Annotated in this window: 21 protein-coding genes and 4 tRNA genes; 10 read left to right on the top strand and 15 right to left on the bottom strand. The window is 49.1% G+C overall.

What is annotated here, in order from left to right:
• Positions 1-22: 22 nt before the first annotated feature.
• The 7 genes from IPP75_01045 to IPP75_01015 all read right to left on the bottom strand — a co-directional run bounded on the left by IPP75_01045 (position 23) and on the right by IPP75_01015 (position 4,758).
• Entirely contained in the window at positions 23-1,126 is a 1,104-nt protein-coding gene (locus IPP75_01045; protein QQS69714.1) for a PAS domain S-box protein, read from the bottom strand.
• 5 nt (positions 1,127-1,131) lie between these two features.
• Positions 1,132-1,875, bottom strand: a complete 744-nt coding sequence (locus IPP75_01040) for a M48 family metallopeptidase (GenBank protein QQS69713.1) — start codon at positions 1,873-1,875, stop codon at positions 1,132-1,134.
• A 2-nt stretch (positions 1,876-1,877) separates the two neighbouring features.
• A complete protein-coding gene (locus IPP75_01035) occupies positions 1,878-2,540 on the bottom strand; it encodes an ATP-binding protein (protein QQS69712.1) in 663 nt (220 codons plus the stop codon).
• A 39-nt stretch (positions 2,541-2,579) separates the two neighbouring features.
• A tRNA-Val gene (locus IPP75_01030) sits at positions 2,580-2,656 on the bottom strand.
• 11 nt (positions 2,657-2,667) lie between these two features.
• Positions 2,668-2,752, bottom strand: a tRNA-Leu gene (locus IPP75_01025).
• Positions 2,753-2,799: 47 nt separating this feature from the next.
• Positions 2,800-3,117, bottom strand: a complete 318-nt coding sequence (locus tag IPP75_01020) for a hypothetical protein (protein QQS69711.1) — start codon at positions 3,115-3,117, stop codon at positions 2,800-2,802.
• A gap of 3 nt (positions 3,118-3,120) precedes the next feature.
• On the bottom strand, positions 3,121-4,758 hold the full coding sequence (locus IPP75_01015; GenBank protein QQS69710.1) for an FAD-binding oxidoreductase: 1,638 nt from the start codon (positions 4,756-4,758) through the stop codon (positions 3,121-3,123).
• 244 nt (positions 4,759-5,002) lie between these two features.
• Here IPP75_01015 and IPP75_01010 point away from each other — a divergent pair.
• Positions 5,003-5,086, top strand: a tRNA-Leu gene (locus IPP75_01010).
• A 43-nt stretch (positions 5,087-5,129) separates the two neighbouring features.
• On the opposite strand, the gene IPP75_01005 is transcribed toward IPP75_01010, so the two are convergent.
• Positions 5,130-5,708 (bottom strand): hypothetical protein, encoded by a 579-nt coding sequence (locus IPP75_01005; protein QQS69709.1) that lies wholly within the window; start codon positions 5,706-5,708, stop codon positions 5,130-5,132.
• Between the two features lie 81 nt (positions 5,709-5,789).
• Here IPP75_01005 and IPP75_01000 point away from each other — a divergent pair, with 81 nt between their 5' ends.
• The gene (locus IPP75_01000) at positions 5,790-6,386 is read left to right on the top strand and encodes a hypothetical protein (GenBank protein QQS69708.1); all 597 of its coding nucleotides are present in this window, start codon (positions 5,790-5,792) and stop codon (positions 6,384-6,386) included.
• Positions 6,387-6,403: 17 nt separating this feature from the next.
• Here the strand turns inward: IPP75_01000 and IPP75_00995 are convergent, their stop codons facing one another.
• From IPP75_00995 to IPP75_00975, 5 genes are all read right to left on the bottom strand, one after another.
• Positions 6,404-8,194 carry a hypothetical protein gene (locus tag IPP75_00995; GenBank protein ID QQS69707.1) on the bottom strand — a complete coding sequence of 597 codons (1,791 nt, stop codon included), beginning with the start codon at positions 8,192-8,194 and terminating at the stop codon, positions 6,404-6,406.
• 25 nt (positions 8,195-8,219) lie between these two features.
• Entirely contained in the window at positions 8,220-8,435 is a 216-nt protein-coding gene (gene secG, locus IPP75_00990; protein QQS69706.1) for a preprotein translocase subunit SecG, read from the bottom strand.
• 41 nt (positions 8,436-8,476) lie between these two features.
• Complete coding sequence (locus IPP75_00985) at positions 8,477-8,857, bottom strand: phage holin family protein (protein ID QQS69705.1); 381 nt, start codon at positions 8,855-8,857, stop codon at positions 8,477-8,479.
• A 170-nt stretch (positions 8,858-9,027) separates the two neighbouring features.
• Positions 9,028-10,269 carry an aminopeptidase P family protein gene (locus IPP75_00980; protein ID QQS69704.1) on the bottom strand — a complete coding sequence of 414 codons (1,242 nt, stop codon included), beginning with the start codon at positions 10,267-10,269 and terminating at the stop codon, positions 9,028-9,030.
• 34 nt (positions 10,270-10,303) lie between these two features.
• Positions 10,304-11,533, bottom strand: coding sequence for a hypothetical protein (locus tag IPP75_00975; GenBank protein ID QQS69703.1), 1,230 nt, complete (start codon positions 11,531-11,533; stop codon positions 10,304-10,306).
• A gap of 118 nt (positions 11,534-11,651) precedes the next feature.
• On the opposite strand from IPP75_00975, the gene IPP75_00970 reads away from it, so the two are divergent.
• A complete protein-coding gene (locus IPP75_00970) occupies positions 11,652-12,638 on the top strand; it encodes a hypothetical protein (protein QQS69702.1) in 987 nt (328 codons plus the stop codon).
• A complete protein-coding gene (ligA, locus tag IPP75_00965) occupies positions 12,631-14,652 on the top strand; it encodes an NAD-dependent DNA ligase LigA (protein ID QQS69701.1) in 2,022 nt (673 codons plus the stop codon). The genes IPP75_00970 and ligA overlap by 8 nt, the downstream gene beginning before the upstream one ends.
• Here the strand turns inward: ligA and IPP75_00960 are convergent.
• Complete coding sequence (locus IPP75_00960) at positions 14,649-14,972, bottom strand: hypothetical protein (protein ID QQS69700.1); 324 nt, start codon at positions 14,970-14,972, stop codon at positions 14,649-14,651. The genes ligA and IPP75_00960 overlap by 4 nt on opposite strands.
• Positions 14,973-14,993: 21 nt before the next feature.
• On the opposite strand from IPP75_00960, the gene IPP75_00955 reads away from it, so the two are divergent.
• The 3 genes from IPP75_00955 (at position 14,994) to IPP75_00945 (ending at position 16,959) form a co-directional block, all read left to right on the top strand.
• Positions 14,994-15,545: a non-canonical purine NTP pyrophosphatase gene (locus IPP75_00955; protein QQS69699.1), complete on the top strand. Its 552-nt coding sequence runs from the start codon at positions 14,994-14,996 to the stop codon at positions 15,543-15,545.
• Positions 15,545-16,276, top strand: a complete 732-nt coding sequence (locus IPP75_00950) for a hypothetical protein (GenBank protein ID QQS69698.1) — start codon at positions 15,545-15,547, stop codon at positions 16,274-16,276. Before IPP75_00955 ends, IPP75_00950 begins: the two co-directional genes overlap by 1 nt.
• 86 nt (positions 16,277-16,362) lie before the next feature.
• The gene (locus IPP75_00945) at positions 16,363-16,959 is read left to right on the top strand and encodes a hypothetical protein (protein QQS69697.1); all 597 of its coding nucleotides are present in this window, start codon (positions 16,363-16,365) and stop codon (positions 16,957-16,959) included.
• Positions 16,960-17,273: 314 nt separating this feature from the next.
• Here IPP75_00945 and IPP75_00940 read toward each other — a convergent pair.
• A tRNA-Trp gene (locus IPP75_00940) sits at positions 17,274-17,349 on the bottom strand.
• 79 nt (positions 17,350-17,428) lie between these two features.
• Here IPP75_00940 and IPP75_00935 point away from each other — a divergent pair.
• Genes IPP75_00935 through zwf form a run of 3 tightly spaced genes read left to right on the top strand, consistent with a single transcriptional unit; the run spans position 17,429 to position 20,422 of the window.
• Complete coding sequence (locus IPP75_00935; GenBank protein ID QQS69696.1) at positions 17,429-18,103, top strand: 6-phosphogluconolactonase; 675 nt, start codon at positions 17,429-17,431, stop codon at positions 18,101-18,103.
• 13 nt (positions 18,104-18,116) lie between these two features.
• Positions 18,117-19,037, top strand: coding sequence for an NADP-dependent phosphogluconate dehydrogenase (locus tag IPP75_00930; GenBank protein QQS69695.1), 921 nt, complete (start codon positions 18,117-18,119; stop codon positions 19,035-19,037).
• Positions 19,034-20,422: a glucose-6-phosphate dehydrogenase gene (zwf, locus tag IPP75_00925; GenBank protein ID QQS69694.1), complete on the top strand. Its 1,389-nt coding sequence runs from the start codon at positions 19,034-19,036 to the stop codon at positions 20,420-20,422. Before IPP75_00930 ends, zwf begins: the two co-directional genes overlap by 4 nt.
• Positions 20,423-20,525 lie beyond the last annotated feature (103 nt).

Genomic DNA, 20,525 nt, shown 5'->3' with positions numbered 1-20,525 from the left:
GATGTGAGAAACATCACATTAACTAGTGTACGTTTGGGACAAAGATGCTGAACGTAGAGCCACGGTTTAGTTCGCTCTGAAGTGATATGTCGGCGTGAATGAGCCGAGCCAGCTTCATAGTAACGTACAGGCCAAGACCTGTACCATTGGTAGCGCGGGTTCGAAAGTCTTCGCTACGGAAGAATTTGTCAAACACGCGTTCTTGGTCGGCCTTGCTTATTCCTATGCCGGTGTCAGATATGGTAAACACAATACCCTCGCCCTTTGGCTTCGCGCCTACAATAACACTGCCCTTTTCAGTATATTTTATGGCATTTGTAATGAAGTTTTGTAGGATTTCCCTGACGTATAGTTCGCTCGATGAAAGCGTTTCAAGGTGCGGACTAATGTCTGCGCGAAGCGATAATCCTTTTGCCTGCGCATCATGCTGGTACGTATCAACAAGACTCGCAACTAGCTGGTGTGCATTAAAGCTTGAAATTTCCAATGTTAGCTTACCGCGCTCAGCACGACTCAAGGTGGAGAGGTCGTTTACCATGTTTGCCAAAAAGACAATTTGCTCATGGGCCTGCTGAAGCGCCTCCAGAATTGCAGGGTCGCCGCCGGATTTTTTTATTATGAACTGGGTGTTGCTGACATTACCCTCGGCGATTGCTATAGGCGTTCGTAGTTCGTGGCTTACGACTGAAATGAACTCATCGCGTTCTTCTTCGAGTGATTTTTCATGCGTGATGTCACGGAGTAGTAGTACATAGCCGCGGTCGCCCGATTCGCCGTAGCCCAAGTGAACTGGTGCTATTGAGAGGTATACGTTTATTCGGCTACCATCGTCGTAGTGAAGCAAAAGGTCGCGGTTGCTTGTTGCGCGTTCGGCGGCTCGTACCAGTTTTTCGACGTCTACGAGCTGGCCATTTTTGTCGTATAGCTGCAGTAGCCGCTTCAGTGTGCGGTTTTTTATGCTGCCGTTTGTGTCAAGTATGTTTAGAGCTGCACCGTTGTAAAGAACAACTTTTATGTCATCGTCTACGGCAATAACACCGTCCGCCATACTGCCAATAAGACTTTGGAGCCGTTCGTGTTCTACCGCCGCTTCCGTCAGCGCTTTTGTGTTTTGTTTCCCACTCATATGCTTTAGTATGCCATATCGTCCTCAAAAGCAGTAGCGGATTTCGTGGGAGCTAAGGCTGGCTGAATATGACGTACGCGTTTGGCAATCATTCGGGCGTCAGGTAACATTCGCTCTAGCTCTGCCCAGAAGTTAGCCCCGTGGTTCATGTGTTTCGTATGGGAAAGCTCATGGCAAAGCACGTAATCAATCTGCTGCCAGCTCAGTTGCATGAGAAACAGGTTTAGCGTAATGTTCCCATAGGTGTCACAGCTCCCCCAGCGACGTTTTAGATTTTTTACCCCGACGCTTTTGTACGGCAACCCGTGCTTTTCTGCTAGTGACTTCAGGCGGGGCGGCAGCAGTACCGATGCTTCTTTTTTAAGTGCACGCAGTGCGGCTGTTTCGGCTCTGTTCTGGACAGTGGCGTCGGAGCTGTTTTCACTTGGTTTTAGAGAAACTACGAGTTTCGTAGGTGTTACTCGGGTACGGGTTTCACTTCGTTCATGTACTACTTCAAAATGAAGCAGATGCAGCTTCCCAATCTTATCTCCCTCTTTGAGGATATGTCGTGTTTGTTTCGCTCGCTCACTTTCTATCCACCCGGTATGGCGCGCCGCAAACGTAACTGCAACACCGTACGGTGTCCAGCGTGGCAGCGAAACGCGCACACCCGTAGTCGTCACGCTTAGCCGGATACTGCGGCTACGGGCACTCTTTACGAAACGAACCGGTCCTATTCCCGGTACGTCGATAATTTTAACTGACATGACTACTGAATACTGATATTTCGCCGAGATAGGTCAACACGACCAGCGGCAGGGTTGGGCACAATGTTCACTAAGCCTGGTTTGCCAAGCTGCTGGGTAGATGCGTCGAGGGTAATAAGCCTTTTTTCCACTAGGTAGCGAATAACGGCATTTTTTTGCGTATTAAAGACGTGCTTGCCGCTTAAAACAAGGTAGTTTTCTGTTATTTCAGGGTTTTGCATGCCGCCAAGCAACTCCCTAAAGGTGCCCGGCTCCATATCTTGCGCATAGTGGTCGTCGTGTTTGCGGCGGTCACGGCGGCTGGAACGCTTGAAGGCGGAGTCTGGGTCAATCTGAAGCCAGAGCAAAATCGGATGCGCTCCAGATTTGATTGCGAGGTTGCGGAGGGCCCTGCGCTGGGTCATGCGCATAGCGTTTGTGTCGAACACCACACTTATGCCAGCCTGCAGGAACTCACCGGTCATGTATGCCATAAGACTGGCGACTATGTGGTTTTCTTCTTTGCTGTAGGTTGGTTTCTCAAACAGTTCATCGCGAATACGGTCGCCTTGGACATGTGCTGCAGAAATTTGTTCGCAGAGTTGTCGAGAAAAAAAGGTCTTACCCGAACCGGGCATACCGTAGAGCATAATTAAAAGCGGTTTTGTCGGTTGGAGTTTCCCCATGTCGTATCTAGTATATCAAAAGTACCCTCGAATTCATTGTGGTGGGTGATGAGGGACTCGAACCCCCGACCCTCTCGGTGTAAACGAGATGCTCTAGCCAACTGAGCTAATCACCCACGGTTCCTCATGGTGCGGACGAGAGGACTTGAACCTCCACCCCTTGCAGGACTACCACCTCAAAGTAGCGCGTCTACCAATTCCGCCACGTCCGCTTGTTTTACAGGAACGTCCTCTATGGTATCTGTTTTTCGCATAAAACTCAATACTTCTTTACGCGTTTCATAAAACGTTTCCCTTTTTGGTAGCCGCGCTTAAAATTCTTATTCCGTAGCATTCGCCGCTCGGCATAAGAACTAAGCCCACGGAATGCCACAATACCCCAAACTACATTTAAAAGGATGTTCACATAGGCATGTTTTTGCCAGGTATAAAATATGAGCAAAACTGAAGCCAACAGGTTATCTAGCTCGTACCACACCGAGGTCACTTTCCACCTCCCTGTGCTAGTACGCCAAAACGCAAACAACAAAAGAACACCTCCGAGTAAACCAATGTAGTCAATATATTCCCACCGCACAGCTCAGCTCCTAGGCATGTGTTTGTAGAGGTAGTCTAGTGAGTAGTTTGAACGAAGCGAGCTTCGCATGTCTTCGTTTGTGGACGCAAGCTTCACGCCGGGGTTTAACAGCCCAAAGGGGTCAAATACCTGTTTGATTTTTTGAAATAGCGCATAGACGTCTTCGCCGTACATTTTTTGAAGGTAATTCGCGCGTACTCTACCGTCGTTGTGCTGTCCTGATGTAGAACCACCAAGCCGAATAACAAGGGCATAATATTCATCCATAAGCTTAAAGGCTTTTTGCTTATCTCCCAGCTGGTTTATATCTAGGAAGGGTTGCACGTGGAGGTTTCCGTCGCCTGCGTGGCCCCATAGCGCCACATCAAGTTTTAGCGTGTCGAATAGTGCGTATACAGACTCGACAAACTCAGCTAGCTTATCTAGGGGTACGATACCGTCCTCTATAATAGGAATAGCTTTTGATTGGCCCTCGCTATAAGCCAAGAGGTTTGCGGAGGCATGACGTATTTTCCAGAGTTCGGACTGTTCGGACGGTCGTGATGCTTCGCGGTAATCACGGGCATTTTTTTCAAAAATTTGGTGGATTCGTTTGACGTTACGTTTTCGGCGCCGGTCGTTAGCATCGTCTAGCTCTACAATCAGCACTGCCTTCGGTAATTGCTCGGGCAGTATGCTCTTGAGCTGATTTGGGTTTAGCTGATTGACGATGTTGAGCAGCCTGCCGTCCACAAACTCAATTGCGCTCGGTATGTTCGGTAACGCCTTGAGAGCAGCTGTGGCATCACAGGCAGCCTGAATACTATCGAAATAAGCGGCAAAGACAACTGTTTCAGGGTTGTGCGCTTCGGTCTCGCAGGTAATTTCTGTAATGACACCAAGTGTCCCCTGCGCGCCGACCAATAGTGGCGTGAGGTCAAAGCTGCCGTCTCTTCGCTTTACGTCGAATATGTTATAACCAGCGGTGTTTTTGGTAGTTTCTCGCACGGTTTTGTCTATAGTGCCGCGATTTTCTTCTATAAGCTTGTCGAGCGAACGGTAAACTTCACCTTCAAACGTCGTTAAACCAAGTTTTTTACTGAGCTCGCGTTTTGTAATTCTACCAGTTTCTATGACCTCGCCATTTGCAAGAACGACACGCAGTGACTTTACATAATCTTTTGTAACCCCGTACTTTACCGACTTTTCTCCCGCAGCGTTATTGCCAACGGCACCGCCGATGGTGCTGTATTCTATGCTTGCCGGGTAGGGCGGCAAAAAGCGTTCATGCGTTTGAAGCGTCTGTTGGAGCCGACCGTAGTTAAGACCCGGTTCTACGACTACAACGCCAGATTTTTGATCAAGTGAGATTATGCGGTTCATGTGTGCGGGAAAAACCAACATAATACCACTACCAACTGCTCCGCCACTGAGGTCGGTGCCCCAGCCACGTGGCGTAATAGGAATAATCCGGCCACGTTCGGCAAGCTGCCAGGTGAAGCGCGCTGTTTTGCGGACGTCGTTTTCGTTCCGCGGATAGACCACGACGCTGGGTGCAATGCTAAATATGCTGCAGTCGGTCGCAAAATATCGCCGCGCATCAGCACTCGTCATTACTTCCCCGAGCAAGTGTTCCTGCAAATAGTGTGCTACTTTACTCATATACCAAGCCCTCTCGTCTATGCAAGGTATGATAGCATAATCAGTTTGTAAATACATAGCCTCTATCGCTTGAAAAGAGACGATAAAAGGGCTATCCTAGCATAGTTACAAAGTACATGCGGATGTGGCGGTCAGTGTGTAGCACTGCCAGTAGTAATCGTAGACGCTCGTCTACCATCCGCCAGCAAACGATACCCGTCCGAGATGACACTAAACTACAGGGCACTTTATTCTTAATAGTCACGCGGATGTGGCGGAATGGTAGACGCGCTAGTTTCAGGTACTAGTGAGGCAACTCGTGGAGGTTCAAGTCCTCTCATCCGCACCATATAAAAGAACCTCATATATGAGGTTCTTTTATATGGTTACAATTATCGAGCCCCAACCTGCCTGCGGCGCACAATCAACATAAGGGAAAAGAGTGCGTTGGCGAGCATCCAAGTAACAATCCATGCTGCAGACAGAAACGTGTATGTTTGTATAGCCGCAAAAGCCAGTATGAAACGAAACACATTCGTAACGTACAGAGACAACGTTTCACTGTACGGTTTATAATATGACTTTCGAATTGTGGGAACGAATGCAAGCACGTCAGCGAGAACCACGAGCGTCATAGCAAGCACGGGCTGGTCAGCGACAAGCCAGAATACGAGGGCTAGAAGAGATAATGCAGCTACACCCGTATCGGACTTTGTGATATCTTTATTACCTATTCTAAAGCTGAGCACGACAACGCCAGCACATACTATGCCGACAACTATCGTAACCCATGCAGCTGCTCCAGCACCGCCTTTTATTTGTAACACTGCAAGGAGTGCTGTCAAAATACCCCAAAGAGTCCAACTATATATATGCGGGTGCGTTTTGTGCCGCAAAATGTCACGGTAATACGGTACATACGCAGCAATTGTCAAAAACACTGCTATATAACCCAAGATTTCTTTGACCACGACTTCAGTATAGCAAGGAAGTCTGCTTGCTCAGCGACATCTGCTAGACAAAATATGAGGCAGCAACTAACATAGAATCATATGACTGCGGAAGCAAGCCCCTCGGGTAATGGTAGTGATCGAATTAGTGAGCCTAATAGTCCAGTGCTCAACAGAGAGCTTATTAGCGATTTAGCAAAACGCACAAGCATTACGGGCGCATGTTTTGGCAGAGATATTGTACTCACTCAAGACGAGCGAGAGCAGGTGACACTTATATCAGATATGGCTCACGTTCCCCTTGATACCTCTGCTGCTCTACTCACAAAAGAGCTGACTACATACAAAGCCTTACTCCAAGAAGGCACCGAAAAAGGTGTGCTACTCAGCATGGTTAGTCACCAAAATACCCGCGTTCCGACCTTCATTGTTGATGGTGGTGAGAGTGCTGTGGTAAAAAAAGTCTTACGTGATGATTCACGCCCTGGCATACAAGTGCCGACTCAACTCTTCTGGCTTATACATTGGAAAAATACTGTCGCAGCTCTCAAAGGATATGGTACCAACGGAGTATCTGACGAAACGTTATACGGCAGATCTACCAAGAGCCTAGCGACTGCCCTTACACAAATCGGATATTATTTTACCGAATTAGGAATAATTGAATCCAAGAATGACCAATTACCTCGCGAGACTTAGTGCAATAGAATTGAGCCTTACTTTGCTATTTGTCCTATTTTCACTGCCCAGTTTGTGACTGAGTAGTAGCGGTCGGCGTCGGTATTTATACTGTGTTCATCGAGACCCTGCACAAATCCTCTTGAAATGTATAAAATTTTGGGCTGGTACAATGCAACCGCAGGAGCATCTTCTTGCCAAGCTTTTAAGAAGGGTTTGTATTTCAGAGCGCGCACCGTAGGGTCTTGTCGCGTGCGCCCACCTTCGAGCGCCGTGTCAGCTACAGTCGACTTATACTCAGAAAAATTCAGCCGGTTACTGCTTCTCGGGTCTGCCTGTGTGCTACTCCAGTACGCATATACGTCGGGGTCAGGACCGATTGAAATTGTATAGAGAAGTGCGGAATATGCGTGTGTTTCAACCGAGCTTTGAAAGTCAGTGGTTTGCTGTAGGGCTGCTTGCATGTCAACTCCTATCGCTTTCCACTGTTCTTTAATCTTACGCAGTATAAGCTGATTATCAGGGGTTTCTTCGGCCACAACGATAATCTGTAGCGGTACTTTATTTTTTTCGCGGATGTCATTTTTACCCTTCAGCCACCCCGCCTGTTCCAGGGCGGCCACAGCTGCACTGGGATTGTAACGCGGCTGGTCAAACTCCTTGGCGTAGCCAGGTTGCCCCACTAAAAATGGCTGATGAACAAGCCGCAAATCTTCTGCAAGAGCGCTTCGTATACTCTGCTTGTCTGTCGCGAGTACGAGTGCCCTACGCACCACAGGGTCGGTAAGCGCCCCGTCTGATGTTTTTAAAAACAGCATAGTAGCCGCTGTGGCGTTGAAGCGATATGGATACACTGAGGCATCGTTTTGAAGTGCTGCTGGTAAACGTTTCAAGCCTGCAATCGCTTCAATGGAACGCTTTTTGTAGGCTGCCACTAGTTTTTCTTCATCGTCATACACATGCAAGACGAAGCCATCTAATTTAGCACGACCACCGTTGTATTTTTCAAAGGTTTTAAAAGACAGTAGGGTTGTTGCCTCGCCCGAGCCAGCTTCGCCTCCAAATTGCAAAGAGCCCCATTCGAAAGGGCCTGCTCCCACTGGCTCAGTGGTATTAAAGCTACTCGAGCGGAGTTGAGCGGCCGGTAGTTTCTGCAGCAAGTGTGCAGGAATTATGCCGGTTGTGAGGCTATGCGGGAAAGCAGTAAGCGCACCTGGAAGGCCAAATACGACCGTTTGCGGGTTGGGAGCGGATATTGCTATCCCCTGCCAGCTTGACAACAGTGGCGACCGCGTATCGGGGTTCTGGATGGTGCGGAATGTATATAAAACATCTGCACTGGTAAGCGGCGCTCCGTCGTGCCAGATGAGTCCTGGTTTTAATGAAAATGTGTACTGTTTCCCAGATTCATCTACGTCGTAGCTTTGTGCCAAGTCACCGACCAACTGATTTTTGTCGTTGTACTTTAGTAGACCAGCAAAAATTAGCCGTGAGGCTGCTGTATCCACGGCTCCAGTGGCGTAAATGGGGTTCGCATTGCTGTAGACACCAAGCATGCCCTCGTTATACAGACCGCCTGGTATTGGCCCGGGTTTGAGATAGTAACCACTCAGGTTCACCGCCTGCAATAAGGTGATAGTGCTGATGGTTAGCACGAGAAAGAGCCAGCCTCCGACGAACCGCTTGACATCTAGTAACCGTTCTAGCCTGCCAACAAAGTTTGAGTCAAAGCCGGCCTCTGCGCGTGAAGTGACTGATTCAACCTGGCGCTGTTGTCGGCGCAGCAGTCGCCGAAGCCTTAGTTTGGTTGCGCGGTTCATGACGGTCATGATGTTCTAGTCCCACCCACTCGGCTTAGCCAATAATAATACCAAGCAAAATTGCAAGAATAAACACCAGTGCCGAAACAATCGTAAGCTGGTAAATGGTTTTGTCGGTTCCCCGTCGTTCGGTGTTCACTTCACCGCTGCTCCCTATGCCCGCACCAAGAGAAGCGCCTCTGGTTTGCACTAAAATTAATAGCGTCATAAATAGCATGGAAACAATTGCAACATAGTTATATATACTCATCGTTTTACTAGTATACCACGAATAAGTGAGCTAACAGACCCTTATGAGCTCCGGTCCAAAATAGCCGAAACAAGGTAATTTACAACGCCAATTATTAGTCCTGTTAGAATTGCAACGCTAAAGCTATCTATATGAAGCGGACCGTATAATTTGCTGGCAAGATAAACCATAGCGCCGTTTATTACTAGCATAAAGAGTCCTAATGAAAGCAGAATGGCCGGAAGGCTTAGTACAACAAGCAGCGGTTTTATAAATGAGTTTATAAGTGCCAGAACCGCTCCAGCAGACACAACTACCCCAAAACGACTTTGGTAGTCTACTGACCCCTGCAGCAGGCCGGCTGCAATCCAGAGCCCAAGACTGCACACAAACCATCGCAGCAAAAATGAATAGATAAAACCCTGTTTTCGATACGCCGTCATTACATAAGCATTATATACCCAAACAACCCAGCTTTCCGATTTTTCACCCATTCTTTCCGGTCAAAACCGTGCCTACCCTCCTCACCGTATCAAGATATGTTTCGTCAGGTATACATGGTTTTGCCTCAGGAAATATTTGACTGAAAATTTCGGAAAGCTGGGTTGTTTGGTTATAGAACGTAGGCGTCGTACGAGCAATTGGTGCTGAGATTGTTTACGCCGGTATTCGTGATAATAACATCGTCCTCTAACCGAACGCCGATACCTTCTTCGGGGATGTAAATGCCAGGCTCACAGGTCACGACCATGTTTGGCTCAAGCACAGACATATAGTCTCCAACGTCATGTACATCAAGACCTAGAAAGTGCGAGGTTGCATGAGGATAATAGCGTCGCAGCGTGACATGGTCATCTTTGTCGTTGCTAAGTCCAAGCCCAACAAGTGCCTCACCCATAGCGCGGGTGACTGTTTGCTCATAGTCTTTGAGTAAAATGCCCGCTTTAAGGGTGGCTAGCGCTTCTTGCTGGACAGTCCGTACTGCGGCAAGAACCTCGGCTTGTCGTTTTGTCGGTTCTGAAACACACAGCGTACGTGTAATATCTGCGGCATAGTTTTCAACTTCGGCACCAACATCAACAACAATCAGGTGATTTCGGTCTATTTTGCCGTTGTTTGCTGTGTAGTGCAATGTCGTTGCATGAGGTCCGCTCGCAATTATTGGGCTATACGCATGTCCGGCTGCCCCCCTTTGGCGCATACCATGTGATATCGCGGCCTCAAGTTCATATTCATACCGGAAAAGTCCAAGTTGCTTGGCGGAACGAAGTTCACTTAGGGTATCTGTTGTAAGTTTAACCGCCGCGGTAATCGCCGCTAGTTCAGCTGGCTGTTTTGCGGCGCGGAGTCTAGCGATTCGGGTTCGTATATCTTGAAAATCAACATTACGGGCCGTGCGTTTGAGGCGTTCAGCCAGCTGTTTTCTCGCAGGGTTCAGGTAAAATCCACCGTGTGCATGCCGAAGTGCACCAGGAAGGGCCGTAGCGACAGCCGTACAGCCCTGCATGTTAGATTTTAGCCGGTCCCACCCCTCGCGCTGGGAATAACACTTGGCAACCCCAGAACGCCGACTCAGTTCGTTAGGGTCAATAGCGCCGTCAAACACATCTCGCATGTCGTCTTGTTCTGGTAATACTATGTATTCGTCGTCAGCCGTTAGAACTAGCACTACATCTGGCGTATCAATTCCCGTTACATACCAAAAGTTTCTGTCTTGTGAAAACGGATACGTTGTATCACCGCTGCGCTGAAGACTTCCGGCTGCGGTAAGTACGACAATTTCGCCACCCGTCAGCAAAGCCCGCAAATTTTCTCGATTGCCTGCAAAAAAATCAGGTGAAAAATAGCTCGTCATGTATCTGAGCGTACCATATATGAGGTGAAACGTGCTACTTTAGTCGTGTCAGCCGCCACCATACACTTGGTTTATCGGCAGGCGTGGTAATCTCTAGCGTCGTGCTTGATTGAACCTCGCCCGCATGTACAACCAAAGCGCCAACACTGGCGGCTACGGTTGCACTCGCGGCACGAAGAGTGTGCTGCTCAGTTACTTTTTCCGCCTTCCACCGCACCAATTCTAGCGCTCCTTTCGTGCGAATCGGCGTGCTAGCGCCCCATGCGGTTCGCGCCTCACCAACAATCTGGCCAGCTTGTGTATACGAAACGGCCTCAAAATTTTGAAGGGCACTTTCAACAAGCGCTTCCGAAGACCTAATCGCACCTGCAAGTGACTCGGCACCCATTACGCTACCAGAAAGTTCCAGCATGTGGCTCCCGGTTTGTACATCAGCAGTAAACAGGAGCGCACCCGGATTTTGGTCGTTGTTACCAGTTTTTAGGCCGTTTATTCCGTGTTTTCCGAGTGCAGTGTTGTAGTTTGTGTAGACTCCTGATTCTCCAAATGACGCACTGTCTTGTCTGGCGATATCCATGAGCACCGCATTTTTTCGGGCTATACTGCCCAGCCGTGCCAAGTCCTCTGCCGTACTTACTGTGGACGGGTCATAGCCGCTTGCGTCTGTACCAACTCGAGTATGTACAAGACCCTTCCGCTGCAGGTACTCGTTTGCGTAGGCGGCATAGGTCGTTTGGTCACCAAAAGCCCACCGCACCAGGCTATCTGCAATATTGTTTGCAGAAGGAATCATAATAGCCTCTAGAGCTTGCCGTTCAGTGAGCGTCTGACCCAGCTCAACCGGGAACCGAGAACCGTTTTGAGAAATCTGTTCTTGGTAATAAACAACATCGCGGTTCGACATCGTTAGCGTTGGCCCGGGTGCATCTCCATTAAGTGGATACTTTTCTAAAACGCATAGGGCAGTAATAACCTTGGCTATGCTTGCTGTGGCAAGCGGCTCCTGCTTACCATACAAGGCTAGTATGCCGTATCCTTCGGCGGCCAACGACGCTTGCCCACTTCCTGGCCACGCTAATTGCAATCCGTTACTTTTGGGTAAGGCCGGCAGCGAAAGCACTAGAGTGGCATTCGGTAACGGGCGCAGCAGCTGAATGGCCGTTAGTAGCGCAAGACTAAGGGTTACGCAAAGCCATCGCTTTGTGTGGCGTTTTGGATATTTACGAACCGACGCAGGTCGGGCAGAAACTTGAACAAGGCGCATATGCCAACCACTATAACATCGTCATTGTCACTCCTACTAGGCATAAGCTATACTAATACCAAAGGAGTGAAGTAGCTTTGTATATCCAAAATGACCGAAGCAAGCCTTCAGTGAGCATATGCCTAAAACCCCAGCAAAAGTAAAGAAACCGTCCGTCACCACTTCTCGCGCTGTAAAACCGAAAATGAGGACCCTAGCGGTTGCAAAGCGCCGGTGGTACAAACCAAATACTTGGAAGCGACCAAAACCTTTGCGACCCCGTCTGCCAAAGGCAAGGCACATCTTAAGTTCAGCCATAGGCCGCTTGAAAGAAAGTAAACGTGCTGTTTTGGGTGTTACTGCAGTGTATGGCTTAGGGGTAGTTCTTCTGGTGCGCGGGTTTTCGGCAAGCCAAGATTTTGAGACTCTTCGCATGCTACTTGATAGCCTTTTGACCGGTACGGCGGGTAAATTAAAAAGCGTGGCCCTGCAGCTTACTTTTCTTTTCGGCGGCGGTGGCAACGACAACACCCTTCCCAACGCAAGCCTCTACCAGACTATCTTGCTGGTAGCGTGCAGTCTTGCTCTGATATGGATATTCCGGCAAAAACAAGCAAAAGCGGCGGTCTCGACCAAACAAGCTTTTTACCAGGGAATGTACCCACTCATCCCATTCATGTTGGTTACGTTTATAATTGGTTTGCAGCTCGTCCCGGTTGGAATCGGCTCATTCTTGTATAGCACACTTATTAGTAACGGGATTGTTGTGCACGCTTGGGAAAAACTAGCGGTCCTTTTTGTATTTCTGTTAAGTGGCTGGTGGTCGCTTCGAATGATAACCGCTTCGATTTTTGCGCTATACATAGTAACTTTGCCTGATATGTCGCCGTTAAGGGCCCTACGCAGCGCAAAAGAGCTAGTTCGAGGACGCCGTCTCATGATTTGGCGCAAACTAATTTTGCTGCCTATTATCCTGTTTGTCGGTACAAGCATTGTTGTGTTGCCCTTTTTGCTGTTTTTGACACCGCTTACCGTTTGGATATTTTTCATCCTATCTACAGCATGGTTCGCGGTTATTCATAGCTACTTGTACACGCTGTACCGGGAGCTCCTGAACAATGCCTAGTACGCCTCCCGCGCCTATCGTAGAGCGAGTTAAGAAGCTACGGGAGCTCATTAATGACTATCGATACCACTACCATGTTCTAGACGAATCTACTATGAGCGAGGCAGCGGCCGATAGTTTGAAGCATGAGCTTTCCCAGCTAGAGGAAACATATCCCGAGCTAATCACCCAAGACAGCCCTACCCAGCGCGTCGCTGGGGCAGTGCTCGATGGCTTTCAAAAGGTGACGCACCGAGTACCCATGATGAGCCTGCAAGATGTTTTTAACCGCGAGGAAGTTTCGGCATGGATAAAGCGAACCGATAAACTGCTGCCTGGCGGAGCGCACGAGTTTTTTTGTGATGTTAAGATGGACGGGCTTGCTTGCGCGCTCATCTACGAAGACGGCTTGCTTGTGCAGGCGGTGACGAGGGGAGATAGCCGGGTTGGCGAAGACGTCACTATGAACGTGCGGACAATTTCCAACGTTCCACTTCGACTGCGAAATGAAGTGAAATTCAACACTTTTCTCCAGGGGCGCACGGAAATCCGCGGTGAAATCATCATGACCAAGGCCGAGTTTGCAGCGCTCAATGAACGTCAGCTAGCAGAGGGTAAACCAGCGTTTGCCAACCCTCGAAATCTTGCGGCTGGTACAATTCGCCAGCTCGATCCGCGTCTTGTTGCTGAACGGCCACTGAGCTTTCGTGGCTACGATATGCTACGTGAAAATCCCGCAGATATTCCAACGTACCGCTATGCCTACCATGCTATGACCGCACTCGGCATAGCCTGTAATGCCGATGCTCCAGTCTTGACTGGGCTTGATGCGGTGATGAAGTATGCCGATGAATGGGACACAAAGCGTCATGACCTGCCGTTTAACACCGACGGCTTAGTTGTGAAGGTCAATGATCGGGCGCGCTATGCCGAGCTTGGCATGGTAGGCAAAACTCCTCGCGGTGCCGTGGCCTACAAATATGCTGCCGAAGAAGCGACAACGGTAGTGAAAGACATCGTCATTTCTATTGGCCGGACTGGTGCAGCGACACCGGTAGCCGTTTTTGACCCCGTGCATGTAGCCGGGACTACCGTACAACACGCCAGTCTTCATAACGCTGACGAAATTGCCCGGCTTGATATTCGCCGCGGCGATACGGTCATTATCTACAAAGCTGGTGATATCATTCCCCAGGTTGAACGCGTTTTGACAGAGCTACGTCCTAAGGACGCCCGGCAAATTGACTACGAGGCCGAGCTAGCCCGACAGTATCCAGAGCTTGAGTTTGAACGGCCAGCTGGCGAGGTCGTTTACCGGGTTAAAGGATCAAACTCTGACCTCATACTAAAACGCAGTCTAGAACACTTTGCCAGTAAAGGCGCGCTAGACATTGACACTTTGGGTGAAAAAAATGTCGTCGCTCTCGTTGACTCTGGTCTGGTGAAAGACCTAGCGGATATTTATACTATTCGCGTCCAGGACTTACTTCAGCTAGACCGCTTTGCCGACATTTCTGCTCAAAAACTTGTTGAGGCTATAGCCGCCAAGCGTACGCCGCCTCTTGAAAGATTTGTCTACGGGCTTGGCATACGCCACGTTGGTATCCAAACAGCCATTGACCTAGTTGCGCACTTTGGCTCGCTAGAAAAACTATCTTTTGCAACGCTAGAGGAGCTAGAGGCCGTTGGCGGTGTGGGTGTCGTCGTAGCAGAAAGTATTGCGGCCTGGTTCGCAGACGAAGACAACCTTGAATTGCTTACCAAGTTCAAAGCTTCAGGGGTAGAACCACACTACGAAGTGAAATCTGGCAAACTCGCTGGTCAAAATTTTGTGGTGACCGGTACGCTCGAAGCCATGAGCCGCGACGAAGCGGCCGAGCGCATTCGCGCCCAAGGTGGTTCGTTCCAAACTGCTGTCGCAAAAGACACAACCTACCTGGTAGCAGGCGGCAAAGTTGGCGCAAGTAAGCTCAAAAAAGCCCAAGCCTACGGTACGCAGATTATCGACGAAGCAACATTTCTGGCTCTGCTCTAGCGCATGGAACCGTTTACTTGGCTGAGTGCATATGACACCTGGTCTGCTGGGGGAAGTTGAACGCTCCAGAGCTGGTTTACGGTGTCGTCATCCATCACTATAAGTACAGATGGAAATGATGTCAGGCCGTAAAACTCCTTTACCCGAAGCCCGTCTCCTCGCTGCGGGTCAAGAAAAACGACTTGGGTTTCATCTGGGGTCAGACCATCAATTTCTTGGCCGTATGCTATCAAGCGTTGTTCTGTTTGTGAGGTGCCATCGCCAAATATATACACGGCTGGCCCAGTTCTATCTGGAATATTTGTAAATTCTAAACCCATGCTTCTAGTATACTAGTACGAATGAAATTGGTCACATTTATTACGGGCAACCAGGACAAAGCCGATAATTTGTCGCGTATACTGGGTGTACCGCTCGCTCACAAAAATATTGAACTCGATGAACTTCAGTCATTACATATGGATGACGTTATCAGACACAAAGCAAAAGAAGCCTACAGGGCGTTACATGCCGCAGTGCTTGTGGACGATGTATCGATGTGGTTTGATGAGCTCGATGGTCTGCCAGGACCATTCATAAAGTTTTTTGTAGGTGCTAAAAACGGTGCGGAAAACTTGTGTCGCATGGCCGATGGCCTCCCGAGCCGCCGAGCAACCGCCCGAGCGTATTTTGGGCTCTATGACGGCAAAAAGATGACCATACTGCATGGTGAAATCCGCGGTGAAATTGCCGAACACCCACTAGGGACTAACGGTTTTTCATACGGTTGGGATAGTATTTTTTGTCCGGATGGCTACGGCGGACGCACCCGTGCCGAGCTGAACCAAGATGAATATGATGAAGTCTACCGGGCTATTCGCCCCATTAAAGAACTGTATGAGATACTATCCTAATGCAACGCCGTAATAAATCGACATTTTTCTGTTTTTCACCGCCAGTTATGATGGCGACCTTCCTAATTGAAATTGGATTGGCGCTGTGGACCTTGTGGCGGTACCGAATGAGCCGACTGGTGCAGCTTTCGGTAGCTACATTTGTATGTCTCGCTGTGTTTCAGTTGGCCGAGTACACAATATGCGAAGGATTATTCGGCTTGTCGCAACTGACGTGGGCAAAGATTGGCTACGTAGCCATAACGGCGTTACCGGCGCTTGGCATACACCTATTGAGCGTCATTGCCAAACAAAAGGTACCGTGGCTGCTTGCGCTAAGCTACGGCTCCATGTTTGTTTTTATGGGATATTTCCTGTTCGCGGCCAATGGTATTTCTGCCACGACCTGCGGCGGTAACTACGTTATCTTCAAAACCAGCAATTACGCAACGTCGTGGTATACGCTGTACTACTACGGACTTGAGCTCCTGGTAGTTGCAGCATCCATATACTTGGCCCGTAAAGTGAGTTCCCAGCGAACTAAACAAGCGTTGCTTGGTCTCACGGCAGGCTATCTTGGTTTCATGGTACCCGTGGCTATTGCAAACACGATTAACCCAGAGTTTATTAATGCTGTACCGAGCGTCATGTGCGGTTTTGCAGTGATATTTGCCCTCAGTCTTGGACTGTACGTACTCCCGCGCACCGCCCATCCTCGACAATCTCGAATAGGCACTAGCGACAAAACCTAATCTCACAATCGCAGCTTCACCTCCAACCCTTCAATCGTTCAATCCACCCCTTGCTAATAACTCACTCGTACGAGTATGTTATTAGTATGGCGCGAAACGAGACAATGAGTTTGTTTATTGATGATGTTATACGGTTTGGAGTGTTAGCTGCGGTAGCTGGTACGGTCGTATTAGCACCGAACGCACTACTGGCGCTAGAGAAACCTCTCGAGAAACTGACGAAGCATCTGAATAAACGCGACGATGAATTGACGCGAAACCGTGAGTTAAGGCGGGTAGTTTCGTACATGAAAAGCCAAGGATTCCTTGTCGGAGACTTCGAACATGGCCTTGAAATTACAGAGAAAGCAAGAAAACGTTTGCAAAAACGCGAAGCAGAAATTCGTACGGTAAGACCGCAGGATGTCTGGGATAAGAACTGGCGGGTCATCATTTACGACATACCGAATACTCATGCCGCAGCTCGTCAAGAAATTCGTATGAAACTTCGTCGTTATGGCTGCTTTCACCTACAGCGTAGTGTCTTGATTACGCCATTTCCTTGTTTCGATGACATCGCTGCGCTAGCACAAGCCTGCAAGGTAGAGAAGTATCTAAGCTATTTTGAGACCTCGCACTTGGCTCATGACAAGCCGCTTATTAAACGTTTTGCCCAAAAATACCCCGACACTCGTTTTGACTAATAACTAACTCGTACGCGTTGGTTATTAGTACATTTATGACATATTGCGTTATTGAGGGTTTGATCGAGGTGGGGTGTGAGAGTGGGGTTGACAAGGAAGAGAAAAGGCTTATGATTAGGGTAGTTCGTGCGCTTTAAGCGGCGCTTGAAACAAACACCTTTCAAACAAACAGGCATTGTGCCGGCGGCATGCGCCACAAGATAGCAAGCCGAGCGGTCGTCTCTCTATAAGACGCTTCACCCGCCGCGGGTGGGCGCGCACGAAGTAAAAATAGGCCTACAGAGGCCTATTTTTATATCCTATCTTAGGAGACGTGGCAGGAGAGACAGGACTCGAACCTGCGACCCTCGGTTTTGGAGACCGATGCTCTACCAACTGAGCTACTCTCCTTCAGAGTAGTATTGATTATACCTTTCTAGGGGTTAATTTCCAATGGCTTCCGCTAAGCTAGCACGCTATACTTAGGGACATGAAGTTTTCGATACGAACATCAGTCGAGGCAGTTTCCTATATAACCACGTATATCACGTCAAAACTACAGACTGGCCAGGAAGTTCTTTGGCTCACCTCTGGGGGATCGGCGACCACCATACAGGTAGAGATTATGAAACACCTTCGTGATGATGCCTCTGATTGGCTCGGAAAACTAACCATCCTGCCGGTTGACGAACGGTATGGGGAGTACGGACACGAAAATTCAAATAGCACTCAGATGCGGGCGGCCGGATTTGAACCTGGCGATGCTACTTGGTATGACGTACTTGAAAAGAACCTGCCCATCCCCGAAACTGTTTCGTACTACGCGCAGCTGGCAGAAAATGCATTCGCCACGGCAACTACGGTGGTAGCGACGCTCGGCATGGGACCCGATGCACACACGGCCGGCATTTTACCGGGGAGCCCGGCCGTAACAGATACAACCTCCACCGTGGTTGGCTACAGCTGGTCAGACTACGAACGCATGACGCTGGGCATACCGATGCTCCTGAAAATAAACAATGCATTTCTGCTTGCCTACGGCGAAGCTAAAAAAGAGGCGCTGGAACGGCTCCGGAAAAACGAAGAACCCGTTGAGGAACTTCCCGCAAAAATACTCTATGACATTAGCGACGTCACCGTCTATAATGACTTCATACAAACGTGAGAGGGTAGCCACAATGAAAATAGCGATTCACGGCCTTGGCCGTATGGGTATGCAACTAGCGCGCAAACTGGCCGAAAGCGGCGAACACGAGGTTCTAGCACACAACCGCAGTCCCGAACCAATTGATGAAGCTGCTAGCTACGGGGCGAAACCCTTCCCTGTTATTTCGGACATCCCGGGTGCATTTGGCAGTGACCGGGCGGTTGTGTGGGTGATGCTACCAGCCGAAATCACCGAACAGATTATTATGGAATGGACAACACGGTTGCCCCAGGGTTCTATCATCATCAACGGCGCGAACTTTGACTACCGCGAAACAAAAAAGCTGAACGAAAAAGTCACGGCTGCCGGCATGGAAATGGTTGATATAGGTGTAAGCGGTGGCGTTTGGGGCTACCAAAATGGCTTCCCGCTGATGTGCGGCAGCGACAATGTCGATGCTTTTGAGTACCTAAAGCCCGCACTCGAAACGCTGGTACAACCCGGCGGTATGTATGCTCGATTTGGCTCGAGCGGCGCCGGACATTACGTAAAAATGGTGCATAACGCCATAGAGTACGGCATGATGCAGAGCCTTGGCGAAGGCTTTCGTATGCTGCACGATGGCCCGTATAAAGGTATGGACCTCGCCGTAGCCGCTGACCTCTGGCAGCACCACAGTGTCATTACAAGCTGGTTGACAGAGCTGAGCCGTGATGCACTAGCCGAGAACCCCGAACTCGACGGCATATCTGGCTACGTGGCAGAAAGCGGCGAAGCGCGATGGACGCTCGAGGCAGCGAAAGATATGGGTATTGACCTTCCTGCCATACAGGCAGCGTTTGATGTCCGTGTCCGGTCACAGCAGGGCGAAACAAACTTTGCCACCAAGGTAGTAGCCGCTCAGCGCAACAAATTTGGAGGCCATAACCTGAACGGTGAGGGCAAAGCATGAATGACTATCTCAATAAGCCAATTATCCTCGTTATATTTGGCATTACTGGCGATTTGTCGCAGCGAAAATTACTTCCCGCGCTCTATCATCTGGTCAAACACCGCCAGCTACCAGAAAATATTGCAATTATCGGAATTAGCCGTAAAAAGGTGCCTGTTTCCGAGGTCTATGACAGCCTAAAACTAAAAATTCATGGTGATGATTATGATAAAGCGGTTGTAGAACAACTGCACGATGCCACGCGTATGCTTCAGGTCGACTTAGACAAGAATGAAGACTATGCACGTCTTCTCGAGAGCTTACGCGTTGTTTCCGATGAACTCGGTCCGGGAGTTAGTCGGCTGTACTACCTTTCTATCCCATCCCAAGCGTTCGTGAGTGTCGTACACCACCTAGGTGAAACGGGTCATCATGAACCATTTGGGCAGGACGGGGAACGTCCACGCCTGCTCGTCGAAAAACCGTTTGGGTACGATGTGGCTTCAGCCGAGACGCTAGTAAAAGCAGCCGATGAGCACTTTGGCGAGCAGCAAACCTTCCGTATAGACCACTACTTGGCGAAGGAAACAGCTCAGAACATACTAACGTTTCGGTTCCAGAACCCACTGTTCCAGTCTATATGGAACACAAGACACATCGAAAGCATCCAAATCGTTGCCTACGAAACCATCGGCATCGAAAAACGGGCGGTGTTTTATGAACAAACTGGCGCGCTGCGCGATATTTTGCAGAGTCACCTTATGCAGCTGCTGGCGCTGATTACTATGGAAAAGCCTGCTGCGCTCGAAAGCCACGATATCCACCGGGCAAAACTACGTCTCCTTGAAAGTATCGACACCATATCACCGGAAGCTGTGGAGACACAGGCCGTGCGCGGACAGTATGACAGTTACAAAGCTGAGGTAGAAAATCCGCACAGTCACGTTGAAACATTTGCAAGACTACATCTCAACATCGACAACGAACAGTGGCGAGGCGTGAAGGTCACCATAGAAACCGGTAAAGCTCTTCATGAAAAATGCACCGAAATTATTGTACGATTCCGTGCCAACGAAGATGCTCCTGGCACCAACACGCTTACCTTTCGCGTCCAACCCCAAGAGGGAATTACACTGTCACTCCAAGCAAAGCGACCGGGGCTCGCCAAAGAAACTGAAACCGTGCGAATGGACTTTGACTACGAACGTGCGTTTTACGGGCTGGCTGGCGAGGCGTATGAGCGAGTAATCATCGATGCAGTACGAGGTGACCAATCGCTCTTTGCTACCGCTCAAGAAGTACTGACCTCATGGAGAATCGTGGAAAATGTCCTGCAGGCGTGGGAGGCAGATGGGAAAAATATCCGTGTGTACCCTGTTGGCGCACCGGCCCATGAAATCGTCTAAAATTTGTAAAGAATCTTGCAATTCTGCTTGTGCTTGGTCTAGAATAAGAATATAATCAAAGTTGATAAAACAACAATGTTATAAAATTTAAAAACAAGCGTAA

Source organism: Candidatus Saccharibacteria bacterium (assembly GCA_016700375.1).
Taxonomy (GTDB): domain Bacteria; phylum Patescibacteriota; class Saccharimonadia; order Saccharimonadales; family UBA4665; genus JAGXIT01.
This window is presented reverse-complemented; position numbering and strand designations above follow the sequence as displayed.